Here is a 20,750-nt window from a genome sequence, read left to right as displayed (position 1 = left end):
TGCCTGATTGTTGGAGAGTTGGAGATTTATGCAACAGCAAGGTGCCTTTAAGGCCAAAGACAAGCGAAGAGACGTCCAGGTTGACGCGCTCAAGCTGCCCCCCCATTCCATTGAGGCGGAACAATCCGTGCTCGGGGGACTGATGCTGGATGCAGAGGCCTGGGACAAGGTGTCCGAGGCCGTGGTCAGAGAAGACTTTTACTCCCGTTCCCACAGGCTGATTTTCGGTGCCATGCAAAAGCTGGTAGAAAACGGCCAACCCATAGATTTGATTACGGTTTCAGAACAACTGGAACTGACTGACGAGCTGGAAGATGCCGGTGGTTTTACCTATCTGGGTGAGATCGCCAAGAACACCCCCAGCGCCGGTAATATTCTTTCCTACGCCGAAATCGTGCGCGAGCGTGCCGTGGTGCGGGAGATGATCCGGGTAGCACATGAGATTGCCGACGCAGGTTACAACCCTGAGGGGCGGGACTCAGGCGCCTTGCTGGACTTGGCCGAAACCAAGGTGTTCAAGATAGCCGAGCAGCGCGCCAACGCCAACGAGGGCCCGGAGGGGATCAAGACCATCCTCGAAAAAACCGTCGACAAGATTGAGCAGCTGTACAACAACCCGCACAACGGTGTGACCGGGGTATCCAGCGGCTTCTCCGATCTGGATAAGATGACTGCAGGTTTCCAGTCCGGTGACCTGATCATTGTCGCGGCCCGTCCTTCCATGGGTAAGACCACCTTTGCGATGAACCTGTGTGAATACGCGGCGCTCAATGAAAACAAGCCAGTGCTTATTTTCAGTCTCGAGATGCCCTCGGAACAGATCATGATGCGTATGCTGGCGTCGCTTGGCCGGGTGGATCAGACCAAGATACGTACCGGCCAACTTGATGATGACGATTGGGCGCGGGTGTCCTCTACCATGGGGATCATGCTCGAGCAGGGCAAGATGTATATCGATGACAGCTCGGGCCTGACGCCGACCGAAGTGCGCAGCAGGGCCAGGCGTATCGCCCGGGAATACGGCGGTCTGTCTATGATCATGGTCGACTACCTGCAGCTGATGCAGGTGCCGGCGCTGGCCGATAACCGGACCTTGGAAATTGCTGAAATCTCCCGCTCGCTCAAGGCCTTGGCCAAGGAGCTGGAGATCCCGGTGATCGCTCTGTCGCAGCTGAACCGCTCATTGGAGCAAAGGGCCGATAAGCGCCCGGTAAACTCTGACTTGCGTGAATCCGGCTCTATCGAGCAGGATGCGGACCTTATCATGTTTATTTATCGTGACGAGGTGTATAACGACGATTCGCCCGATAAAGGCACGGCAGAGATCATCATAGGTAAGCAACGTAACGGCCCCATCGGCCGGGTCAGGCTGACTTTCCAGGGGATGTTCTCCCGTTTTGACAATTACGCCGGTCCGCAATTTGAAGAGGACTAAACCTCTGCGGACGGTTTTCCCGGCGCGGCCAGAGAGCGCGCCATCCAATCCAAGATTGAAGGTAAGCTTTGAAACCCTTTCCCAGAGCAGAGATTAGCAGCCGGGCGCTGCAACATAATCTGGCCAGGCTGCGTGAGATCGCACCCGCCAGCAAAGTTATTGCTGTCGTCAAGGCCAACGGCTATGGCCACGGCTCGCTGAACGTGGCCAAGAGCCTGAGCAGTGCCGACGGCTTCGGTCTGGCGCGGCTCGAAGAAGCGTTGGAGCTCAGGGCCGGTGGTGTAACGGCCAAGTTGTTGTTGCTAGAAGGTTTTTTTCGCAGTACTGAGTTGCCTCTGCTGGTTGAGCATGACATAGACACTGTGGTGCATCATAAGTCGCAGTTGCAGATGCTGGAGCAGGCCAAGCTGGATAAGCCGGTAACGGTTTGGCTCAAGGTCGACAGCGGCATGCACAGATTGGGTTTTCGCAGCGACGAGTTTACCGAGGTGTATCAGCGGCTGCTGGATTGCCCGCAAGTGGCCAAGCCCATCAACCTAATGACCCATTTCGCCTGCGCCGATGAGCCTGACAATGACTATACCCGCAAACAGCTGGAGCATTTCAACCAGCTCACCGCCGGGTTGGATGGTGACCGCAGTCTGGCCAACTCGGCCGGTGCCCTCTACTGGCCCAGCAGCCAGCAAAATTGGATCCGCCCGGGTATCGCCCTCTATGGAGTGTCGCCTGTGGTCGGTGACCGAGGCGCCAACCACGACCTGCAACCGGCCATGAGTCTGGTGTCACAGCTGATAGCCGTGCGTGAGCACAATGCCGGAGAGAGCGTGGGTTACGGGAGTTTTTGGCGCTCATCAAGAGATACCCGCCTCGGCGTGGTGGCCATAGGTTATGGTGACGGTTATCCACGCAATGCTCCCGAAGGCACGCCTGTACTGATCAATGGTCGCCGGGTGCCTGTGGTTGGCAGGGTGTCCATGGATATGCTGACTGTGGATCTGGGGCCGGATGCCCGGGATGCGGTCGGTGATGATGCCCTCTTGTGGGGCCCGGCATTACCGGTGGAAGAGGTGGCGGCTCATATCGAAACCGTGGCCTATGAACTGGTGACCAAGTTGACCCCCAGAGTGGCCGTCTGCCTCGATTGAGTGAGTCATGCCATTGAGTTGGTAAACAATAAAGGGCGCCGAGGCGCCCTTTGTCATTACTGATTCTCGAAACAGATCTCTATGTAGGCCGAGCCCTTGGGAGCGACAAAAGGCATGATGATCTTCTGGCCCTGGGCCTGATGGGAAATCTTGTGACCTATGCCGGAAACTACCACAGGGGTGGCCATTTCAAACTCATAGCCCTTGTCCGACAGCAGATTTTTGGCGCCGCCGGTCACCATGTTGGTGATTTCCCCCACCAGATCTGTCACTTCTTCATTGATATTGCCGGGATTCTCTCCCAGCATATTTTGCATTATCTCCAGGATCAGCCCTTGTTCAAAGGTGATCGACAGCGACCCTTTGGTCTGCGGGCCCACCATACCGATAAGCCCGGAGACATCGCCCTTGGCCAGGTTGTCTGTCTTGAGTCTGGGCTTACCCGGGGTCAACTGCATGTTGGCCATGGTGGAAACCACATTGAGAAGTGACTGAAGAAAGGGATTGATAAAAGTGACATTCATGCCGGATTTGTTCCTCTTGCTGCCTAGGGAAGTGCAGATAGCGTAAGGCTAATCCATAAGCGGTTTGACTCCCGCCCACTGGATCACACTCTTATTAGCTTAGAACAATGGCTTGGGCTCTGTGGCGATTTCTTGCCCGGAAAAACTGTGCCCGGTATAAAAACCGGGCACAGAGCGAGCTTCAGGAGACTTTTTCGATTTTCGCCGGTAGCCCCTGGCGGGCCGAGGCGCCGCTGGCCCAATCCACCAGAGGGTAGGAACCCGAACGGCTGGGATCCAGCACTGCGAGATCGTTGAGGTTAACCCCGGCGCGGATCAGCGGATTGGCAGCAACCTGCTTGCCATCTATGCTGAATGCCCGCGCGCCGAGCTCCTTGTGACCAAAGCCGTGTTCAATGGCGATGCACTCCGGGTGCACGCCGGCGACGCATTCCACCAGTGCTAGTACACTGCCGTTGGGGGTGCTGATTTTCACTGTATCCCCTGTGGCTATCCCCAATCTTTGGGCCGTGTCTTTATTGATCCGCACCGGATTATTGGGGTGCACCTGCCTGAGCCTGTCAGAGCCGATACTCATGGAGCTCATGGTGTGTGACTTGTAGCTCGACAGCAACATGGGCCAGGACTGGCGGTCGAAGGCTTGCCTGAGTTTTGTGCCATCGGCCAGGCGTTGACCATAGCTGCGCGGACAACCACTGAGAAACTCGCCGCTCTGGGAGTGACGGCGACTGCCCACCTGAGGGTTCCATAACATCATCGGCTTGGGCCAGACCTTGGCGGGGTTGCCTTCGGCGTCCCTGGCCTTGTTCATTGATTCGAAACGGCCACCGCGGGCATAGAGATAAGCCACCCTGGATGCTTCCTCTTCGCCGAGACGGGCCTTGAGTTCGGGAATGATCCTGGCAACCCCGGACCAATAGAGATCTTCCTTGCCGATGGCGGGGACTTTCTCTCCCAACCAGGCGACGTTGGCGGCGCCGTAGAGAGAAAAGTCGGCGGCGCGGGTCAGCGGGTGGCGTGTGCCATCATGGGCCAGCACAGCATTTTCACCGAAGCCGGGCAGGGCCAGCGCCATGGCAACCCGGGTAAGGAAGCTTTCCATACACACGGGATCGCCATCCACTGTGTGTTCCACCCTGGGTTTGACTATCGGCCAGCGGCCGGTGGCTATCTTGGTCATGGTGCCCTGCCAGGCCGAGGTCCAGCCCCAGGACTCATAGGTGAGGGTATCCGGCACTATATAGTCGGACAACGCCGTGGTTTCGTTGATAAAGCTGTCGATACTGATAAACAGCGGCAGCACCTTGGAATCTTTGAGTTTTTCGCCTATGGCGGCGCCGAGCCCGGCCTGACCGTAGACAGGGTTGCCCATATGGTTGATCCAGGCCTTGAGCGAATAGGGGTAACCGTTGACCGCCGCGGTTAGATGCTCGCTCAGCATGGGCGCCGAAATCGGGAACCAGGGTTCCTTGGCCGGGTAGGGCGACTCACCGGCCTGCTGCTTGCGCTTGTATTCCGAGCTTTTTTCATAGGGGAAACGGGAGCGCGACAGGAATACTCCCTTGGGCTGTACCATGCCGTCAAACTCGGCCAGATTGTAGCGCGGGCCTTTGCCGAAGGCCGGGAAAGTGCCGCCCTTGGCCAGCGCGCCGCCCTTTTGGTTGATATTGCCTATCATGGCGTTGAGCATCATGATGGCCCAGGCGGTATAGAAGCCATCGCTGCTCATGGTGCCGCCATGGCTGATCACCGCCGCCTTGCTGCCATGGCTGGTGAACTTGTTGGCCAGGGCTTCAATCTCATCGACCGGCACATCGCATTCGGCGCTGTATTGCGCCAATGTCTTGAGCCGGGCCGATTCGGCCAGCAGGCTGAAACTGCTCTTGCAGGCCAGGCTCTGGCCATTTGGGCCTGTGAGTCCGCGGTCCACTTCGAGCTGCGCCTTGGGGCAGACCTCGGCGGCCATGGGTTCACCGCTGACGGCGTCCAGTACCAGCAAGGGGTCTTCATCACCGAATGGCTTGCCGCTGAAGGCCAACCCCAATTCGCTGGCGCGCAGATATTGGCCGTATCTCGGATGCGCCTGGTCTGAATGCACCAGGAAACCAGCATTACTGAAACCGCGGAAACCGGCGGTTTTGGCGGCCTTGGCATTGGGAGTACTGAGAAACTCGGCGCTGTAGCGTTGATTGTCGATGATCCAGCGCAGCATGGCCATCGCCAGCGAGGCGTCTGTGGCCGGGCGGATCGGCAACCAGACATTGTCCGGCGCCGACGCCAGATTGGAGGTGTTGGGCAACATGGGCGAAACCACAACATAGCTGAAGTTGCGGTTGTTGACCCTGGCATTGGCCAGTTGCCGAGCCTGGCGCTTGAAGGGGTTGCCGGACTGCTGCGGTGAAGTGCCGATGAACAGCAGAAACTCGGCATGATCCCAGTCCGGTTTCAAGTGGGCGTACTTTTTCAGATCGTCCAGCAAGGCGCCGGCACCGGCCCGATAGCTGAAGCCACAGTAAGAGCCGTGGTTGGCAAAGTTACGGGTGCCGAAGCTGTTGAAAGTAAATCGTTTTATCAAGGTGTCCCGCCCTTCATCCGAGGCGTTGCTGACCAACAGCTGATTGGCCTTGGGGCCGTATTCAGGGTTAGCGGGATCCAAAGGCGTATTGAGATCGCGAATCGCCCTGAGTCCATCCACATGGCCTTCACCAAACAGATCGCCGCCTTCGACAACCTCCTTGAGCAACTGCTCGAATGCTATGCTCTGCCATTGGCCCGAACCTCTGGGGCCGACCCGTTTCAGGCAGCGCGTTACCCGATAGGGGCTGTCCAATAATTCCAGCATGGCGTTGCCGCGGGCGCAGGCGGTGGAACGCCCGGCAAGCCCCTGCTCTTGCCAGGCGCTGGTGGACACCAGGGCATCGCGCACCGGGGTGTCAAAGTCCAGGTGTTCTCGGGCCGACAGTGGATGATAAGGGTTACCACTGATACGGATAATGCTGTCGGTTTCATTATCGATACGGGCTCGTACCCCGCATTTGGTCCAGCAGCCGAAACACATGGTGTTGGCCAGACGCTGGTTGTCATTGGCACTCAGTTGGCCACTATTCAGGTCGACCTTGAGCTCAGGTGCCAGCGAGTTGCCATGAATCGCTTCTTGGGTATTTTTGCCCGAGCTGCCATTGACCAGGCCTTTGCCCAACTGGGTCAGGGTGTGGCTGTAGCCTGCAACAAACAGTCCGGTACCACCTGTGATGGCAGCCCCTTTGATAAAACGGCGTTTACTCTTATCCATTATGCGGCTCCTTTCAGTCCGGTGGCAGAATGACGTATCAGTTCGGAAATCAGGGTGATCAGGGCCAGCCATAGGCCAAAGGTACCCAGGATCCCCAGCAGCCCCTGTGGGCCCCAGGGCAGTTCATAGAAGTAGGTGCCGGCGCCATACTTGGGATCCGTCTGCGCCTGGATGAGCACCAGCCAGCGAAAGCCCCAAGCCAGGTGGATGGCGGCAAAGCTGCCAAACAGCAAGGCCCAGCGGGGCAGATGTCTGAAGGCCAGCAGCAGCGCCAACAAGGCCAGGGTGGCCAGCACCCAGATAGCGGCCAGTTGCCAACTGGGACTGTCGCCGAGCAGTAATCTGGCTTCATTGGCGCTGTTGCCTCCACTGAGGGCCCAGCCGATAAGCAACAGGGCAAACAGGGCGAAGGAGCCACGCAGCCAGAGCAGCAGCTGTTTGTCGGTCTCCTGCTTATGGCCATTGAACAGGCGGTTGAGCCAAATCAACATGCCACTGCCGGCGGCCAGGGCGCTGGCGGCGAATAGAGGCGGCAGCCAGTAGCTGTGCCACAGTGGCCTGGCCTTGATGGCCATGGTTTCCATGCCGGTGTAGAGGGCGATGCTCAGGCCGCTGAGCAGGGCAACCCAGGCCAGAGGCTTGAGCCAGGACTCGCCTTGCCAGTTCCCTAGGCGTAACCAGTATCCCAGGCGGCTCCAGCCATCTTTGGGCTGAGTCGGAAGGGAAGGGCGCAGCAAGAGGTAGGCAAAGGCCAGCGCCGCTGCCATAAACAGCGGCAGTAACCAGGCGCCATACCACATCCAGGAATCCGGTCTGAGCTGCATATAGAAGTGCCAGGCGCGGGCGGGTTGGTGCAGATCGGCCAAGAGTGCCACAGGTGCCACAATGGCGGTGCTGAGGATCAGGCTGCCGCAGAGTGTCAGCAGGCGCTTATCTTTGGCGCCGGGGCGGATAATGGTCAGCGCCGCAATCCACACCGCGGAATAGGCCAGTCCCATCATAAAGAAGTATTGCACCGCCCAGGGTAACCAGGTGATGGCGATATCCGGGGTCAAGATCTCTTTAATGTCCATGGTGCAACTCCTCTCCAGTGGCGGTCATCAGGCTGCGAACCGGTGCTTCGCCGCGGATCCTTTCTTCAAATGCGGCTGTCATCCCCAGATAAAATACGCAGGGCGAGGTTTCTGCCGAGGGCTTGAGTACCTTGATCTCGTCTCTGTGCTCGGCCAGCATGCGACTGATTTGGCTGCCGGGATCGTTGAGATCGCCGATGATCCTGGCTTCACCGACACAGGTTTCGACGCAGGCCGGCAGCAAGCCCGCCTCCAGCCTATGGGCGCAGAAGGTGCACTTGTCGGCGGTGTTGGTGTCATGGTTGATAAAGCGTGCATCATAGGGGCAGGCCTGGACACAGTAACCGCAGCCGACACACCAGTGGCTGTCGACCACCACTATGCCGTCCTGGCGCTGGAATGTGGCGCCTGTGGGGCAAACCGGGATGCAGGGTGGGTTTTCGCAGTGGTTGCAGAGCCTGGGCAGCATCATAAAGGCGCTTTCCTGCCCTTGGGTCACTTCATACTGGTTGACTGTGGTACGAAACTGCCCCAGTGGGGGTTGGTTTTCTATGGTGCAGGCGACAGTACAAGCCTGGCAACCAACGCAGCGGCGCAGATCGATCAGCATGCCATAGCGTTTGCCACTGGTTGCCTGGGGCTTGGAAGTCGATGCCTGGGCGACGGGCAAAAACGCAGCTCCGGCGCTGATGGCGGCGATTTGCCCCAGTAGTTGACGTTTACTCTTGTCCATACAGACTCCTGAGTCTTGCGGTGATTGGAAACCCACCGGGCTCCTGTTGCCTGTATTCTCGGCAACTGGCGCCCTTGGTCTCTATAGTGGTTTTCCACATATCGGGGCCGCTATTGATCCAGCGCAAGAAATTGAGGCTAGAATGGCGGGCAGACTGATGCTGACCCAGCCGCTTGTGGCCGCAAGATTTCCTAACCGGAGCCAAAATCAAGAGATGAGAACCCTGTATCTGCTGTGTTATCTGCTTGCGGCTGTACTGCTCGGCCATTGGCCGTCAGCTGCGGCAGCGACTGAGCCGTTGCCGCTATCAGGCCCAGCCATAACAACTGGAGCGCTGACCGATAAGGCGGTGGTGGATATAGGTGTGTTGGCTACCCGGGGCTACAGCGACAGCATCAACCGCTGGCAACCCACCATGAATTGGCTCGAGCAGCAGATCCCGGGATATTACTTTCGCCTGCACCCTTTGACGCTGGAGCAGCTGTCGCAGGCGGTGGCCTCCCAGGAGCTGGACTTTGTGATCACCAACCCGGGCCAATCTGTGCTGTTGGCGCGGCAATACTCCTTAAGCTGGCTGGCGACCCTCAAGAGCCGCCTCAATGCCGGTGAGCCGATGCAGGTGGGCTCGGCGCTGGTGGTAAGAAGCGAGTCCAGCCTGCAACATCTGCAAGATCTCAGGCACAAGCGCCTGGGGATAGTCTCGACCCAGGCCTTCGGCGGCTACCTGACCTTGGTGTATGAAGCGCGGCTCAAGCAGATAGACCTGCCAAGCTATGTGGCCGAGATCCAATCTTTGGGATTCCCGCTGGATAATCTGCTCTATCGCCTGCGCGATGGCAGCATAGACGCCGCCGTGGTGCCAGTCTGCCAATTGGAGCAGATGGCGGCGGAGGGGCTTATCGATGCCGGGCACTATCGGGTGCTGGACAACCAGGCGCCGGCAGGGTTTGCCTGCGAGGTGTCGACCCGCCTCTATCCCAACTGGTCCATGGCCAAGACCAGCCGTGCCGGCCAGGGGCTGGCCAAGCAATTGACCCTGGCTTTGTTGGCACTGCCGGAGGACAGTGAGGCGGCCAAAATGTCCGGCTCGCTGGGGTGGACCACGGCGGTTAGTCAACTGGCCATTGATAAGCTGCTCAAGGATCTGGACCTGCACCCATTGCAGGCGCCTTGGTGGCAAAGGGCGCTGCAGTGGCTCAAGGCCCACAGTCATTGGGGCTGGAGCTTGCTGGCGCTGCTGGTGCTGCTCAACGGTTATCACTTCTGGCTCGAATACAGTTTCAGCCGCCGCGGCCGGGAACTGGCCAAGGCCCAACGGCAACTGAGTGAAAACCTCAGTCTGCTGGAACATGCCCAGCGGGCGGCGGTGGCCGGTGAACTGGGCGCCAGCCTGGCCCATGAGCTGAACCAACCTTTGGCGGCCATAGGCAACTATTGCCACGGCGCCAGTGTCAGGCTGCAACAGGGGCAACTGGACAAGTTGCCCCTGGCACTGGAACAGATACAGGCGGAAGTGGGCCGCGCCCACGGTATCATTCAAAGGCTCAGGGGGCTTTTGAAAAAGCGCCCGCCGCAAAAACAGTTGCAGCCGTTCAGCCCCTTGCTGAGCGAGACGCTGACTCTGCTGGGGCATGAACTGGAGAAACAAGCGATCCGCGTCGATTGGCAGATTGTCGGCGAAGAAAGCCCCATGCAACTGGATACGGTCGCCATGCAGCAACTCTTGTTGAATCTGCTTAAGAATGCCATCGAAGCCTTGGCTGAAGAGCCTAAAGCCGAGCGAATTATTGCGCTGCGGCTGGATTATCAATCCCAGCCCGGCAAGCTCTTGCTGGAAGTGCAGGATAATGGCCCTGGGCTTAAACAGGATGGCAAGAGCCTGATGCAGGCCTTTACCAGTACCAAGACAGATGGCCTGGGGCTGGGGCTGGTGATCTGCCGCGAAATCGCCGAGAGCCATGGCGGCAGCATCAGTCTGCTGCAGCCGCCTGAGGGCGGTTGTCTGGTCACAGTGGTGCTGGCTTAAACTCGTTTTGCCAAGGAGAAAGAAAAATGCCGGGACAATTTGCTGCCCAAAACAGTTCACCGACCGATGACAAGCGTCAGTCAGTTTATCTGGTGGATGACGATGATTCGGTGCGGCGTTCGTTGGGATTTATGCTGGAAGGCTATGGTTTTGAGGTGCAGGCCTTTGAAGATGCAGAGCATTTTCTCAAGGCGCAGCTGTTGGATCTGCCCGGCTGCCTGATCCTCGATATGCGTATGCCTGGGCTCAGTGGGGCGCAGCTGCAGCAGCTGCTCAACGAGCGTAATAGCCCGCTGGCGGTGATCTTTCTCACCGGCCATGGCGACGTGCCGCTGGCGGTGGATGCGCTTAAATCCGGCGCGGTGGACTTTTTTCAAAAGCCCGCCGATGGTGCTCGCCTCGCAGAGGCGGTCACCAAGGCGCTGAGTCACTCTGCCGAAATCGCCAAACGCCGAAAGCTGCAAGGCATCTACCAGGCGCTGACTCCGAGGGAGAAAGAGATATTGCATCTCATCGCCAAGGGCTATAAGAACCAGCAAATAGCCGACGAACTCTGTATCGCCATGCGCACAGTGGAGATCCACAGATCCAACCTGATGAAGGGCATGCAGGTGAGCTCGCTGGCTGAAATGTTGTTGATTTATGCCGGGATAGAGACCGAGTTTGATTAACTCGGGTCAAAAGTCTTCGGCGGCAACAGAATGACCTTTGATTAGGGGCTTATGAGAGGGATTCATCTGCGGCTGTCGTTTTATGGCCACAGAGGGTAAAATAGCGGCCCATTTTTACGTACCGGATCCGTTAATGCCAAGCCCTATCGATGCCAACCGCCGTTTTTCCATTGCCCCCATGCTGGATGGGAGTGATTGTTTGATTAAAGCTCTGAAATGATTGTGTTTTTTATTTTTAAGGGACACATAGGGGGGCACGTTCACTTTCACATGTGAAAGTGGGACAGATAGTTACGCTAATCAAAAACTTGATGACAGATAAAACAAAACCCGCTGATAACGGAGTTGGCGCTCCTCGCGGGTTTAGTCTTTCATTCGAGGATTAGTGTAGCAAAATGTGGATTTTTAACAAGTCAAATTTGTTGAGATTGCACTACTTCTCCAGAGCGGAGAAGTGCCAAGGTGTATTCTAATAACGTAAAATTAGCAGGAAGGGGAGCGAGCTCTCACTCCAATGGCTTGTGTTGTAAAAGTACCAAACGCAAGAGAGGAACTCACAGCACCTGTTGCTTAAACCCAAAGCCCGTTTACGTCCGTCCTGCATCTTGGAAGAATTTACCGGGTGAGCTGGGTAAAACGTTCAACTTCTGTCGTAAGCGCGACATTTCCCGTGATCCTCACTTTGTCCACTTGCGTCAGGCCGCAGGCCGTCAGCGTGACTTCAAAGACGTGCGCCGTAACCTCATCAACCCGATGTTTCAAATGCTGCTTTCACGCCATGATCTGGCTACAGGTATCGTGGAACTCGATCTGGAAGATATGGCCGCCGAACTATCCAAAATGTGGGTAACAGACCCGGAAACAGGTGAGCAATACATCACTGAAAGCAAAGTGACCGTAAGCCGGATCAGCCGCTTCATTGATGAAGTCATGATCCCGTTTGGCCTTTGTTACGTTCACGCTGATGGTGATGAAGCCAACCCGAAAAGCGGCATGGTATGGGATCAGGCTAATGGCTTTTGGTTCCCTAAAGTTCTGGTGCTTACTAGCGAGTTTTACCGCCTTGCGGGGGCTGATTTAGATAAACTTTACACTCAGGCTGATGAGCAACTGGCTTTGCGTAATAGCGGACTCACTGAGGCGGGCGAGGTTATCACCCTAAGAGAAGCGCGTAACCGTAAGCGTAAACAAATTTTCAAACGTGCATGGGATGCCCGAAAGCAGAACGCTGGCGCTCAACGCCGCCGCAACAAGCTGGCATCCAAGAGCTTGGACGAACGCAAGCATGAAGTGGCTACGGCCCTTACCAAGTCTATGCCTGCCCATGAGCTTGCCCAGCTAAGCAGTAAGCAGTTCAATAAGCTAGTTTGGGAACGCCTGAACAGCATGGATATAGGCATTAGTCACCCGCCACCTGATACCATTCAATAAATCCAATCGGATTAAACCTAACCGGGCACATGCCCGGCATTTGTCGTTCCTGTAAGCCAAGATCCGGCAAGATCTCCCCACCTTTTAACCTTACCCCCTCTTATTATTGATGCGCTCAGGGGCTTTCTGCGGCCTTCCTTGTGGATTATTTTTGTTATCCACTCTTATCTGCAAGCGGGTAGATTAGTTTATCTGCGACCATAACGAAGTTATGCGCAAAACCCGCTCTTTCATATCTTTCTAATAAATACATATATATTTCTATATCTCACTTTCTGTGAGTTATGAGGAAAAGAAAATAATGCCTGGCCATTTCCTAGCTAAAGCTAGGGGCCAGTGATACCCCCCTCCGCCCCCCAAGGGGGGAACCCCTCGCCGCCGGGGACTCAGGAGGATGGCGCGGCCTTCGGCCTAAAGCCAACCTCCTAAGTCAAGGCTATTACGTTCCAATCCAGTCAAGGGGTGGCCGCTTTAGCTCATAGAGCGCGTTTAGTTCATTTTTCCATAGCAGGGCAAGGCTGGCGCTTTAAAGCCCGGAGAACGGCCACTGGAACCCTTGACAGGCTTTCCACTTAAAAAACGTCTCTAAGTGCCTAGAAAGGGCAGATCCGCGGTATGTCTCGCATGTTGAAATAAACGAAAATGATGGCGTTTAGTTGAGGAATGGATATTGGTCTTTCTATGAATACACTTTTTTTACTGATGGCGGAATTTAATACACCAGTTGTACCTTTAGGACAAATATGTGAGAAATATTTTGGCTTAGCGCCACGTACTGCGAAAGATCGCGCAACGGCAAATCGATTACCTATCCCAGCTTGGCGTGAGTCGCAAAAGGCGGAGTATTTAGTTAGCTTAATTGACTTAGCTAATTACATCGATGAAAAACGGAAAGAGGTAAACATGTGAATACGAAAACTAGATTGAAATTTTCTTTGATTACGAGGGATGAGGCTATTACAGAGACTCCAAATAAACAGTATTTTTCAACAAGCTTTAGTTCACTTTAAGAACTAGATATGTAGTACTTTTGTAAAGTGGTGCTGAATAATGTTGAAAGATGCTCCTGTATTGCATTTTGTTATCGAGAAGAAAAGCCACTCTTAGATGCTCCACATCACAGGTAGTTAGAATCGATCGTAGCCAACCAGCAAGCGAAGTATCTAATAGAGCGTCGCAGTTGGTAAACCAAACCCAAGTCGGTTGTTCATTGTTCCTGATGATATTTAAGATTTGTGACGCATTTCTATAATTCTCGCCTAAGGTAAGAAGGTCAATGTAAACCGTATTTACACCTATTCTATGATTAATTTCATTGTACGTTTCCTGGAGCGTTTCGCCACACTCATTGGTGAACGTATGGAGCCTCATAATGCTCAACAGCCAGCATCCATGTATTAAGCGTTCTGCCGAACCTACAGGCCACATATCAAGATTAGGGGGAAAAGACTGTTGAGTTGCGTTGTATTTCAAGCTATCACCTCTATCAATCATAGCCTGTGTAATAAATAGCAAATGGCTTCAAGGTTTCAATGACCTAAATTTTTATAAAATAGCTCATAATTGAGCTACTTGACTTGCTCTCTAGCTCAAGCTTTACCGTTAAAGAGTAAAGTCTGCGGCTTCATAAGTTATTTTCTTTAAGCATACAGCCCTTATTTTGACTGCATTCAGATTTATGCCCAATGGTATGTTTCTTAGTATTCTTTGGTAGCACTGTTTTCGTTGCTCATTTGTGGCTCCTGGCCAATTTCCTGCATTATAGCCATCAACTATCTTGTACGATGCTGTTTTTCCTTTTCCTTCTTTCGTTAAAAATCCAACACCTTCCCAAGCTCCTAATAGGGCTGCTGCTTGCGCTTGGCTTTTAGGGGTTCCTATCCCATTCATTAATCGCGATTTTTCTATTGACGATGTTGTAGCCCAGCATTGAAGTGTAGCAAATAGTAAGCGGTGAATGAGTGTATAAGAGAGCATTGTTTGATTCGGCATTCTTTGTCTATCCGCAGGGAGCATTGGGTAATTAAATTCGCTAAAATTTTCAATCGATAGCGACCACCAAAAGGAGGTGAAAAATTTAGGTTCAGAGCTTCCATATCTCACAGCTTTTTCACTTGGCTGAATGTTCGACCAGCTTTTCGTAATCAATGGTGTGGCACTCACCCAGTTTTTCGTAGCACCATTGGCGATTTTTTTGGGTATTTGCCTGCTTCCCAAGCCACCAAGTAACGTCAATTCCTGCTTTTCTGTAATCATTCGTTCTCTCCTCTAACTCATTGGGTGTGATCGCACTTAACTGAACTTCATGGGCAACAACCCATCCATTAGGGAAGATAAAAGCAACATCAATGATTCGCTTTATGGATTCAACAGGACATTCGAGCTCTACACGTGCATTGCTATACTCATCAAGATCTTTGGCTAAGTCCCTTGAAAGGAGCTCTTTAAAGAATAAGTGTTCGGGACTTTCTGGATGATGTTTGTATTCTCCTTTGCACTCATTTGATAGGTGCATGAAGTGTATTTTGGGTACGCTTATTCTAGAGTTTCCTCTGATCACCAATTCCTCTTTACAGTATCGACATACTATTTGACCTCGTTTAAATATTGCTCTCGGGTCTTCGTAGTTAAGGATGTTGACACGTTTGTCATTAATCGTGTCATGTCCAATAAACGGCATATGTATTTTCCTTCGCAGCGTAGCTTCATGTTTCTCATGTCAAAATACTATCTCAAGATAGTATTTTGATTAAGGCAACAGGTATGTTTGTATGTGTATGTTTGAGAGCCCTCGAAAAGTTGCTTTTGGATTAACAGTTGTGACGATAGGACTGAAAATTACGTCGAAAAGCAACCTAAAAAGCCTCTTTTGATAGCAGTTGACACACAGACTAACGAAACTATCATAAAAGATGGAATACCGCTCAAAGTCGGTCGTTGATAGCTAGTCATCGTTACCAAGAAATAGCATAAACCACTTCAAAATACTTACAGCCGAATGGCTCTACATAGTTAACCCATCTGGGGGATGTGACCCCTGATAGGGCACTCCTCCGCCTGAAATCTAACAGAACGGAGGAAACATCATGTTTCTATTCTTATTGTTTGCAGCGTTGTGCTGCTGCATTGCTGTATGCGTTTTGCGCAGCACAATGCTTCTTACCTGCGATCAACCAAAGGTCCCAGCTTCTAGGCTCCCTCCTGAGCCAGTCAAAAGTGCTCGATCTCCTCCTGAGCAACAACCTGTAACTGATGTTGCTATTGCTGTGGAGCTGATGCTTCGCCCCCGTCTCTGTCTACCGTCAGGGAACAGAGACGGGGGGGCTAGCCACCCGACGAAAGCCTTGCGCCTCAATGGCGCTAGGCTTTCGACCCGCGCGGGAAAACGCGCGAAAAATCCCGGCTTCGCCGGGTCCTTTCCAGTATTGGGAAGGAATCAGAGACGATGACATCAGCCGGATCTGCCGTCAGTTTGCCATTTCAGGCAGGCCAGACGGTTGAGAGCAGAGCCCCTGCCATAGCAATGTTTGGTCGTAATAAAGTAGACGTGGGCATCGTCTTATCTGCCCTTTGAAGCGGCGAGAACCGCTTAGCCAGCAGCACGCAGAGCTGCCATCAAAAACTGCATATCACTTAACACCAGTTAGGGGCATGGCTAATGAGGACAGAACAACTAAGAGGGGAGCATCAGTGCGATGTGAACGAACGAATCCGGATGCCAAAAACTTTGGCCTTAAAAGTCGTGACATGGGCTATGCCGGGTTAAATGCGCTGAAAGAAGAGTACAAGTCATTTGAGTCTATTAGCACGATCCATGACCGCTGGAATGTATTTTGCTCCTGGGTCAAAGCTGAACAGGGAATTAAAGATCTTAGAAAAGTTGAAGTTTCACACTTAATGCAGTACGCGGATCATTTAAGAGATCGCTTTGAAAATGGTGAGATAAAAGCATCAACTGCACAAAACTATTTAAGTGCGGTTAATAGAGTAATGGAAATCGCTCGTGGAGATAATAAGGTTCGTGTTGATCCAGTAAAACAAGGTGATTTACCTAAGCGGAGTGGCATTAGTGAAGGGGACAAAAGTATTTCTCAGGAGCGTCACGATAAAGCAACTTACATTGCAACTGAGCGAACTGGAGCATTGTTAAATTTGCAACGAGAACTAGGTCTCAGGTTTGAAGAGTCTGCAAAATTGAATGCAGATAAAGCTCTGGCTCAAGCCCAGAGTAAAGGATGTGTAGAAATAAGAGACGGAACGAAAGGAGGTCGCCCTCGTTTTGTTCCTATTTTTGAGCAATCACAAATTAAAGCGCTAGAACATGCCAGGGATATTCAAAATGGTCGCAGTATGATCCCAGCCGAACAGAGCTATAAAGAGTTTCGGCAGGATGCTTACAAAGAAGCGGCAAGATTGGGTGTTAAATTCCACGGTGAGCGTCATGCGTATGCTCAAAATAGGTATGAGAAATTATCTGGTGTGAAATGTCCAGTCAAAGCGGGAATAAAACATGGCAACGCACATCATAAATATATTTCCAGAGAAAAGGGAATTAGCGTTGAAACAGCAAAGTCTCTTGATCGTGAGGTCAGGATGCAAATAGCAAGAGAACTGGGTCACGGTCGTGTCGACGTGACAAATTCGTACTTGGGGTGAGCGGATATGGAAAAATGGATTAAAGAACGGTCGCATTCATATCTACGCCACGGTGGTAAGCAGACAAGGAGAGCTCAGATCCGGCTGCTGGTAAATGCGTGCAATGACATTGCGGCCAATGAACCAGGGGTGAGTACGCCACCTCAAATCGGTCGGGCACACATCCACCGATACTATGCCAGAAAGTCAGATCTGACACAGAAAACACTGGCGACTCACTTTTATGCTTTTCGTGTGCTCTGGCAGGTGCTGCTAAAGCGCCCCGGAGATCCACCGAGACCTCCGGAACTGTGAATTGATTACATGAAGTAGATGTCACGCTCACGGTTAAATTCACGAAGGATCGATGATGCTTCGGAAGGGTGTTCCATCGGTGTGATCAGAGTTTTCCAGAACTCTTCGTCAAACGAACGCTCCAGGTACAAGTAACGGCAAATCTTGATGAGGTCGACGCGATCCCATTCACTACCATAGCCACCGTGAACGCCTAGCTCATCTTCCAGGGCATAGAAAGTCAGTTCTTCTTTGGCGTCCCATGCTGTACATAAGCGATCAAATAGCCGTTGCACTTTGTCTTTTGGGGTCTTGAAGAACTCGGCATAGGGTTCATGAGGCATCCTGATCACACTGCCATCGGTGTCTTGTAGGAGCGGATAAGTGCCAGACTCCCAAGCGTGCAGGTAAGAGTCAGAAAACTCGTCATGATGCACGCCCAGATTCATGATTTGCAGGCGCTGCTGGATGAACAGTGCTTCCATTACTGTATTGTCGGTCATAGGTACTCCAGAGGTTAATTATCCCTATGTTATATGGAGGGTAAAGTTGCTGATTTCAATGACGGACTGGATTCACTTTCACATGTGAAAGTCGCTGTTCTGACTGAGCTGAGACGTAATTGGTGTTCAAATGGGGTTAATCGCTTTCTTGGGGGAGGGATGCTGAACAGTTTGTCGCCCCAAAAGGGCAGTTGGAGCGATTTGTCTAAGTAGAACAGCCTGTTAGCTTGGAAGCTTATTCAGCTCTTGTAGCTGATAAGTGCGATAGCTGGTCGCCAGAAACAAACAGCAAATTAACTTTAAACCCACTCGGGAGCGAATCCCATGTGGGGATAGCTCCCTCAACAATATGAGGTGAAGCTATGTCTGCAACCACTTTCTTCTTAGTCATGATCGTTACCGTCGCACTATTTGCGGCTTCAGCAACCCTGCTTGCTCGCGGAATGCTGTATCTGCTCAAAACTGCGTTAGGTCTTTCTAAGAAGCGGCCTGTAAAGGCCGTCATGCCTACCCAAGTGAGTGACAACTCGGTTGTTGGTGAGTGGCTCAGCCGCGAGCCTAAAACTCACAAAACGCCTAGTGCTTTCATCGAGTCTGCGCCAATCGACGGCCAGATTGGTCGTGAGCCACGCCGCTTATCAGCGTTTAACCGCTGCCTAGAGGTATGCTAATGAGCCTGTTCGATGTGATCACTGAGGAAACTGCTCTGGATATGATGAAAACCACCTATCAACAAGCAACTGGAGACGAGATTGGCGCTTTGTTCAATCAAGTCTCTCCGCTTCCTGATAGTGATGGACGTCTGTTCTTGGGGATTTATGAAGATGAGTACGGCCTGCCTAAGCAGGTCACTGACCGTACTTATGACTCGTATATTGATGCAATGGCCGCTTTTGGCGCGTTGGTCGATAAAGTAATTTATTAAATCAAACAGCACCCTTGCCGGGAAAATCCCGGTGGGGATTCCCGGCCTAACCGTATTAGGAGACTGTTATGTCGGTACAAACTCAATGCGCTACGCGCAACTACGATGTTGTTGGCACCATATTTTACGCTTTCAACACTCACAAACATCAGGAACTGTTTTCAGAGACGATTTCAGCGACATCTCACGATGAAGCTGAAAACCGTTACCGAGAGCTGGTTGCTGAACAATGTGAAATGCGGTCGCTGGAACTGGATCGCATCGAGCTGGAATTCGTTATCGACCTAGATGCTGCTGAAAGTGGTGAATCCTGGGAGAAAGCGTTCGGTGTCGATGAAACTGTTCATTGATCTTGAAAAAGCCGGGGAAACCCGGCTTTTTTCGTTTCTGGTCTAGCGTTTGTAGGCGGTAACGAGTGTTCTGGTGCCCTGATCGTTCAGTACTAGGAAGTGGAACTCACTGCTCGGGTGCCCCCACTCCTCCACGTTATCAGCAGTGCCATATTTCTTGGCTTTACGACGGCGCTCTCGTTCCGCAAGAGGGTAAATGCGAAGCTCCGGGTTCTGGATGCGTTTGACCAGTGACAGCCACGGGGCTTTGGGTTTACCTGAGGTGATCCGTTGACTGTATCGTGATACAGCGTGATCTGTTACCAAGACCGTGCCCATTGCAGGTGTTTCGATAGCATCAAAGGTGCCTGCGTAGCGTTTACGTTCAGCAAGCAGTTGCTCTGTTGCCTCCTTTTCGGTGTCGGCCATGAACTCCGTTTTAGTAGAGACCTCGATCAGCACTCCAGCCAAGCGAGATTGCAGGAAGGCGGCAAACTTTTGGGCGTACTTCTTGTCGGATCTTCCTCGTGCCAGCTTTTTAATTGCACCTTTTGATACAACCAGTTTGTAGCCCTTTCCTGTACCTGGCACACGGCCAAACACTTGGCTCTCAATTAGTAAGTGGCGGATAGCACATAGCTCGCAGAGTAAGGCGCTATCGTCGTTTTCAAAATCGAGGGTGACATTGAGTATGCCTTTTCGTTGGGTACCCACACGCCAAAATACTCGGCTCTGGGTACTACTGAGTTGTTCTGATACGGTCGTTAATGTCATCATAGTTTTGTTTCCATCGAGGAACTGGTATGCATCGTCGCCAGTTCCGCCCTTATATGGTTTCAGTTAGCTTTGAGGAGTTACGAACATAAGCTGTTGACCATGTTCATAAAGCACCGGGTAAGGTAGTGTTTGCCCATCCTTAAACACGGTATTGGGAGGAAAGTACATAGCTGACCATGCAGGGAGGCTGGCACTTAACTGCCGATAGAATTCATCGACCGGAAAGGAAACCTTTTCAGTTGTCTGCTGGAAAATAATTCGGCTGTATTGACTAGGGTGATTAGAATCTAGAATAAAACTTGCACCTGGCCCAGAAGTGATAAATTCAGGTGTTTGCCAATCATTTATCCGAGCAACGTGAGTTGCAATTACGCAATGCTCAGGTTTGCAGCCGAACTGAGGCGCATCCACTGTCCATATATTGATATCCCAGCCATTCAGTTTTGGCATCGTAATACCTTTGTCGGCCAGTTTTTCAACGATTATTCCCATATTCTGGGCTGTATTTATTAGGCTTGCATCCACAAGTTCCTCGAATTTGATACGTGCATTATCTTTATTACTAGCTTCTGTTTTGGGCATCCAGGCCATTAACGATGGGCGAGCGGACGGGTTATCAGGTGTCGCCATGATATTTCCTGCATTGAATGCTAGAGTCTGAGCGCCAGTCATCCCAGACAATGGCGCATCGAGTGAAGTTAGTAGGGCTGTTGCATTTAGTGCGCGAAGCAAAAGTGATTTTTTGTAGGAGTTAGTACCATCTGAGGAGTCTTGTAAATCTTGATCGTAAATCCCGCCAGCTCTAGCAATGTTTAGTGCTCTACTCTGTTGTGTATCGTATTGCTTTGGTGATACAGCGCAGCCGTTTAAAAAAAGGCTGCAAATGATAGTTGATAATAACAGTGTCAATTTTTGGTTCATTCGTCATTCTCCATTTGGTGAGATTTGTTTCATATA

General features: G+C 52.4%; 18 protein-coding genes. 10 read left to right on the top strand and 8 right to left on the bottom strand.

Annotated features, from left to right (window positions below; all coding sequences use genetic code 11):
* Positions 1–28: 28 nt before the first annotated feature.
* Entirely contained in the window at positions 29–1,435 is a 1,407-nt protein-coding gene (gene dnaB, locus ACF8D4_RS12520) for a replicative DNA helicase (RefSeq protein ID WP_025009346.1), read from the top strand.
* Between the two features lie 68 nt (positions 1,436–1,503).
* Positions 1,504–2,580, top strand: coding sequence for an alanine racemase (gene alr / locus ACF8D4_RS12515; RefSeq protein ID WP_392465643.1), 1,077 nt, complete (start codon positions 1,504–1,506; stop codon positions 2,578–2,580).
* Positions 2,581–2,636: 56 nt separating this feature from the next.
* Here the strand turns inward: alr and ACF8D4_RS12510 are convergent, their stop codons facing one another.
* The 4 genes from ACF8D4_RS12510 to dsrO all read right to left on the bottom strand — a co-directional run bounded on the left by ACF8D4_RS12510 (position 2,637) and on the right by dsrO (position 8,202).
* Entirely contained in the window at positions 2,637–3,104 is a 468-nt protein-coding gene (locus tag ACF8D4_RS12510; protein ID WP_028779668.1) for a chemotaxis protein CheX, read from the bottom strand.
* Between the two features lie 181 nt (positions 3,105–3,285).
* The gene (locus ACF8D4_RS12505) at positions 3,286–6,396 is read right to left on the bottom strand and encodes a tetrathionate reductase subunit A (RefSeq protein WP_392465641.1); all 3,111 of its coding nucleotides are present in this window, start codon (positions 6,394–6,396) and stop codon (positions 3,286–3,288) included.
* Positions 6,396–7,469 carry an NrfD/PsrC family molybdoenzyme membrane anchor subunit gene (nrfD, locus tag ACF8D4_RS12500; protein WP_335899352.1) on the bottom strand — a complete coding sequence of 358 codons (1,074 nt, stop codon included), beginning with the start codon at positions 7,467–7,469 and terminating at the stop codon, positions 6,396–6,398. Before nrfD ends, ACF8D4_RS12505 begins: the two co-directional genes overlap by 1 nt.
* Positions 7,459–8,202 (bottom strand): sulfate reduction electron transfer complex DsrMKJOP subunit DsrO, encoded by a 744-nt coding sequence (gene dsrO / locus ACF8D4_RS12495; protein ID WP_025009348.1) that lies wholly within the window; start codon positions 8,200–8,202, stop codon positions 7,459–7,461. The genes nrfD and dsrO overlap by 11 nt, the downstream gene beginning before the upstream one ends.
* Before the next feature lie 214 nt (positions 8,203–8,416).
* Between dsrO and ACF8D4_RS12490 the strand changes: the two genes are divergently transcribed.
* From ACF8D4_RS12490 to ACF8D4_RS12475, 4 genes are all read left to right on the top strand, one after another.
* Complete coding sequence (locus ACF8D4_RS12490; protein ID WP_392465637.1) at positions 8,417–10,228, top strand: PhnD/SsuA/transferrin family substrate-binding protein; 1,812 nt, start codon at positions 8,417–8,419, stop codon at positions 10,226–10,228.
* A gap of 26 nt (positions 10,229–10,254) precedes the next feature.
* Positions 10,255–10,899, top strand: a complete 645-nt coding sequence (locus ACF8D4_RS12485; protein ID WP_107352376.1) for a response regulator transcription factor — start codon at positions 10,255–10,257, stop codon at positions 10,897–10,899.
* 462 nt (positions 10,900–11,361) lie between these two features.
* Positions 11,362–12,330, top strand: coding sequence for a plasmid replication initiator RepA (gene repA, locus ACF8D4_RS12480; RefSeq protein ID WP_103270986.1), 969 nt, complete (start codon positions 11,362–11,364; stop codon positions 12,328–12,330).
* A gap of 663 nt (positions 12,331–12,993) precedes the next feature.
* The gene (locus ACF8D4_RS12475; RefSeq protein ID WP_000351061.1) at positions 12,994–13,239 is read left to right on the top strand and encodes a pyocin activator PrtN family protein; all 246 of its coding nucleotides are present in this window, start codon (positions 12,994–12,996) and stop codon (positions 13,237–13,239) included.
* 1,201 nt (positions 13,240–14,440) lie between these two features.
* On the opposite strand, the gene ACF8D4_RS12470 is transcribed toward ACF8D4_RS12475, so the two are convergent.
* Positions 14,441–15,010 carry a competence protein CoiA family protein gene (locus ACF8D4_RS12470; protein WP_017788929.1) on the bottom strand — a complete coding sequence of 190 codons (570 nt, stop codon included), beginning with the start codon at positions 15,008–15,010 and terminating at the stop codon, positions 14,441–14,443.
* 1,010 nt (positions 15,011–16,020) lie between these two features.
* On the opposite strand from ACF8D4_RS12470, the gene ACF8D4_RS12465 reads away from it, so the two are divergent.
* Positions 16,021–16,986, top strand: a complete 966-nt coding sequence (locus tag ACF8D4_RS12465; RefSeq protein ID WP_001203214.1) for an integrase domain-containing protein — start codon at positions 16,021–16,023, stop codon at positions 16,984–16,986.
* A gap of 299 nt (positions 16,987–17,285) precedes the next feature.
* Here ACF8D4_RS12465 and ACF8D4_RS12460 read toward each other — a convergent pair whose 3' ends face one another.
* Positions 17,286–17,762, bottom strand: a complete 477-nt coding sequence (locus ACF8D4_RS12460; protein ID WP_017788946.1) for a hypothetical protein — start codon at positions 17,760–17,762, stop codon at positions 17,286–17,288.
* 362 nt (positions 17,763–18,124) lie between these two features.
* Here ACF8D4_RS12460 and ACF8D4_RS12455 point away from each other — a divergent pair, with 362 nt between their 5' ends.
* The 3 genes from ACF8D4_RS12455 (at position 18,125) to ACF8D4_RS12445 (ending at position 19,037) form a co-directional block, all read left to right on the top strand.
* On the top strand, positions 18,125–18,433 hold the full coding sequence (locus ACF8D4_RS12455; protein ID WP_017788947.1) for a hypothetical protein: 309 nt from the start codon (positions 18,125–18,127) through the stop codon (positions 18,431–18,433).
* Positions 18,433–18,687 carry a hypothetical protein gene (locus tag ACF8D4_RS12450; protein ID WP_017788948.1) on the top strand — a complete coding sequence of 85 codons (255 nt, stop codon included), beginning with the start codon at positions 18,433–18,435 and terminating at the stop codon, positions 18,685–18,687. The genes ACF8D4_RS12455 and ACF8D4_RS12450 overlap by 1 nt, the downstream gene beginning before the upstream one ends.
* Positions 18,688–18,755: 68 nt before the next feature.
* Positions 18,756–19,037 carry a hypothetical protein gene (locus tag ACF8D4_RS12445; protein WP_017788949.1) on the top strand — a complete coding sequence of 94 codons (282 nt, stop codon included), beginning with the start codon at positions 18,756–18,758 and terminating at the stop codon, positions 19,035–19,037.
* A gap of 42 nt (positions 19,038–19,079) precedes the next feature.
* Here ACF8D4_RS12445 and ACF8D4_RS12440 read toward each other — a convergent pair whose 3' ends face one another.
* Together ACF8D4_RS12440 and ACF8D4_RS12435 are read right to left on the bottom strand one after the other, a co-directional pair.
* Positions 19,080–19,793: a hypothetical protein gene (locus tag ACF8D4_RS12440; protein ID WP_039549270.1), complete on the bottom strand. Its 714-nt coding sequence runs from the start codon at positions 19,791–19,793 to the stop codon at positions 19,080–19,082.
* 63 nt (positions 19,794–19,856) lie between these two features.
* Positions 19,857–20,714 (bottom strand): hypothetical protein, encoded by an 858-nt coding sequence (locus tag ACF8D4_RS12435; RefSeq protein WP_017788951.1) that lies wholly within the window; start codon positions 20,712–20,714, stop codon positions 19,857–19,859.
* Positions 20,715–20,750: the final 36 nt, after the last annotated feature.

This window comes from Shewanella sp. YQ_9 (assembly GCF_043103185.1).
GTDB lineage: Bacteria > Pseudomonadota > Gammaproteobacteria > Enterobacterales > Shewanellaceae > Shewanella > Shewanella algae.
The sequence above is the reverse complement of the archived record's forward strand: the minus strand, read 5'-3'. Positions and strand labels throughout refer to the sequence as shown.

Coding starts and splice junctions, on each gene's coding strand:
- dnaB (WP_025009346.1), top strand. CDS start 29: ATGCAACAGCAAGGTGCCTTTAAGGCCAAAGACAAGCGAAGAGACGTC.
- ACF8D4_RS12510 (WP_028779668.1), bottom strand. CDS start 3,104: ATGAATGTCACTTTTATCAATCCCTTTCTTCAGTCACTTCTCAATGTG.
- ACF8D4_RS12505 (WP_392465641.1), bottom strand. CDS start 6,396: ATGGATAAGAGTAAACGCCGTTTTATCAAAGGGGCTGCCATCACAGGT.
- nrfD (WP_335899352.1), bottom strand. CDS start 7,469: ATGGACATTAAAGAGATCTTGACCCCGGATATCGCCATCACCTGGTTA.
- dsrO (WP_025009348.1), bottom strand. CDS start 8,202: ATGGACAAGAGTAAACGTCAACTACTGGGGCAAATCGCCGCCATCAGC.
- ACF8D4_RS12490 (WP_392465637.1), top strand. CDS start 8,417: ATGAGAACCCTGTATCTGCTGTGTTATCTGCTTGCGGCTGTACTGCTC.
- ACF8D4_RS12485 (WP_107352376.1), top strand. CDS start 10,255: ATGCCGGGACAATTTGCTGCCCAAAACAGTTCACCGACCGATGACAAG.
- ACF8D4_RS12475 (WP_000351061.1), top strand. CDS start 12,994: ATGGATATTGGTCTTTCTATGAATACACTTTTTTTACTGATGGCGGAA.
- ACF8D4_RS12470 (WP_017788929.1), bottom strand. CDS start 15,010: ATGCCGTTTATTGGACATGACACGATTAATGACAAACGTGTCAACATC.
- ACF8D4_RS12460 (WP_017788946.1), bottom strand. CDS start 17,762: ATGACCGACAATACAGTAATGGAAGCACTGTTCATCCAGCAGCGCCTG.
- ACF8D4_RS12455 (WP_017788947.1), top strand. CDS start 18,125: ATGTCTGCAACCACTTTCTTCTTAGTCATGATCGTTACCGTCGCACTA.
- ACF8D4_RS12450 (WP_017788948.1), top strand. CDS start 18,433: ATGAGCCTGTTCGATGTGATCACTGAGGAAACTGCTCTGGATATGATG.
- ACF8D4_RS12445 (WP_017788949.1), top strand. CDS start 18,756: ATGTCGGTACAAACTCAATGCGCTACGCGCAACTACGATGTTGTTGGC.
- ACF8D4_RS12440 (WP_039549270.1), bottom strand. CDS start 19,793: ATGATGACATTAACGACCGTATCAGAACAACTCAGTAGTACCCAGAGC.
- ACF8D4_RS12435 (WP_017788951.1), bottom strand. CDS start 20,714: ATGAACCAAAAATTGACACTGTTATTATCAACTATCATTTGCAGCCTT.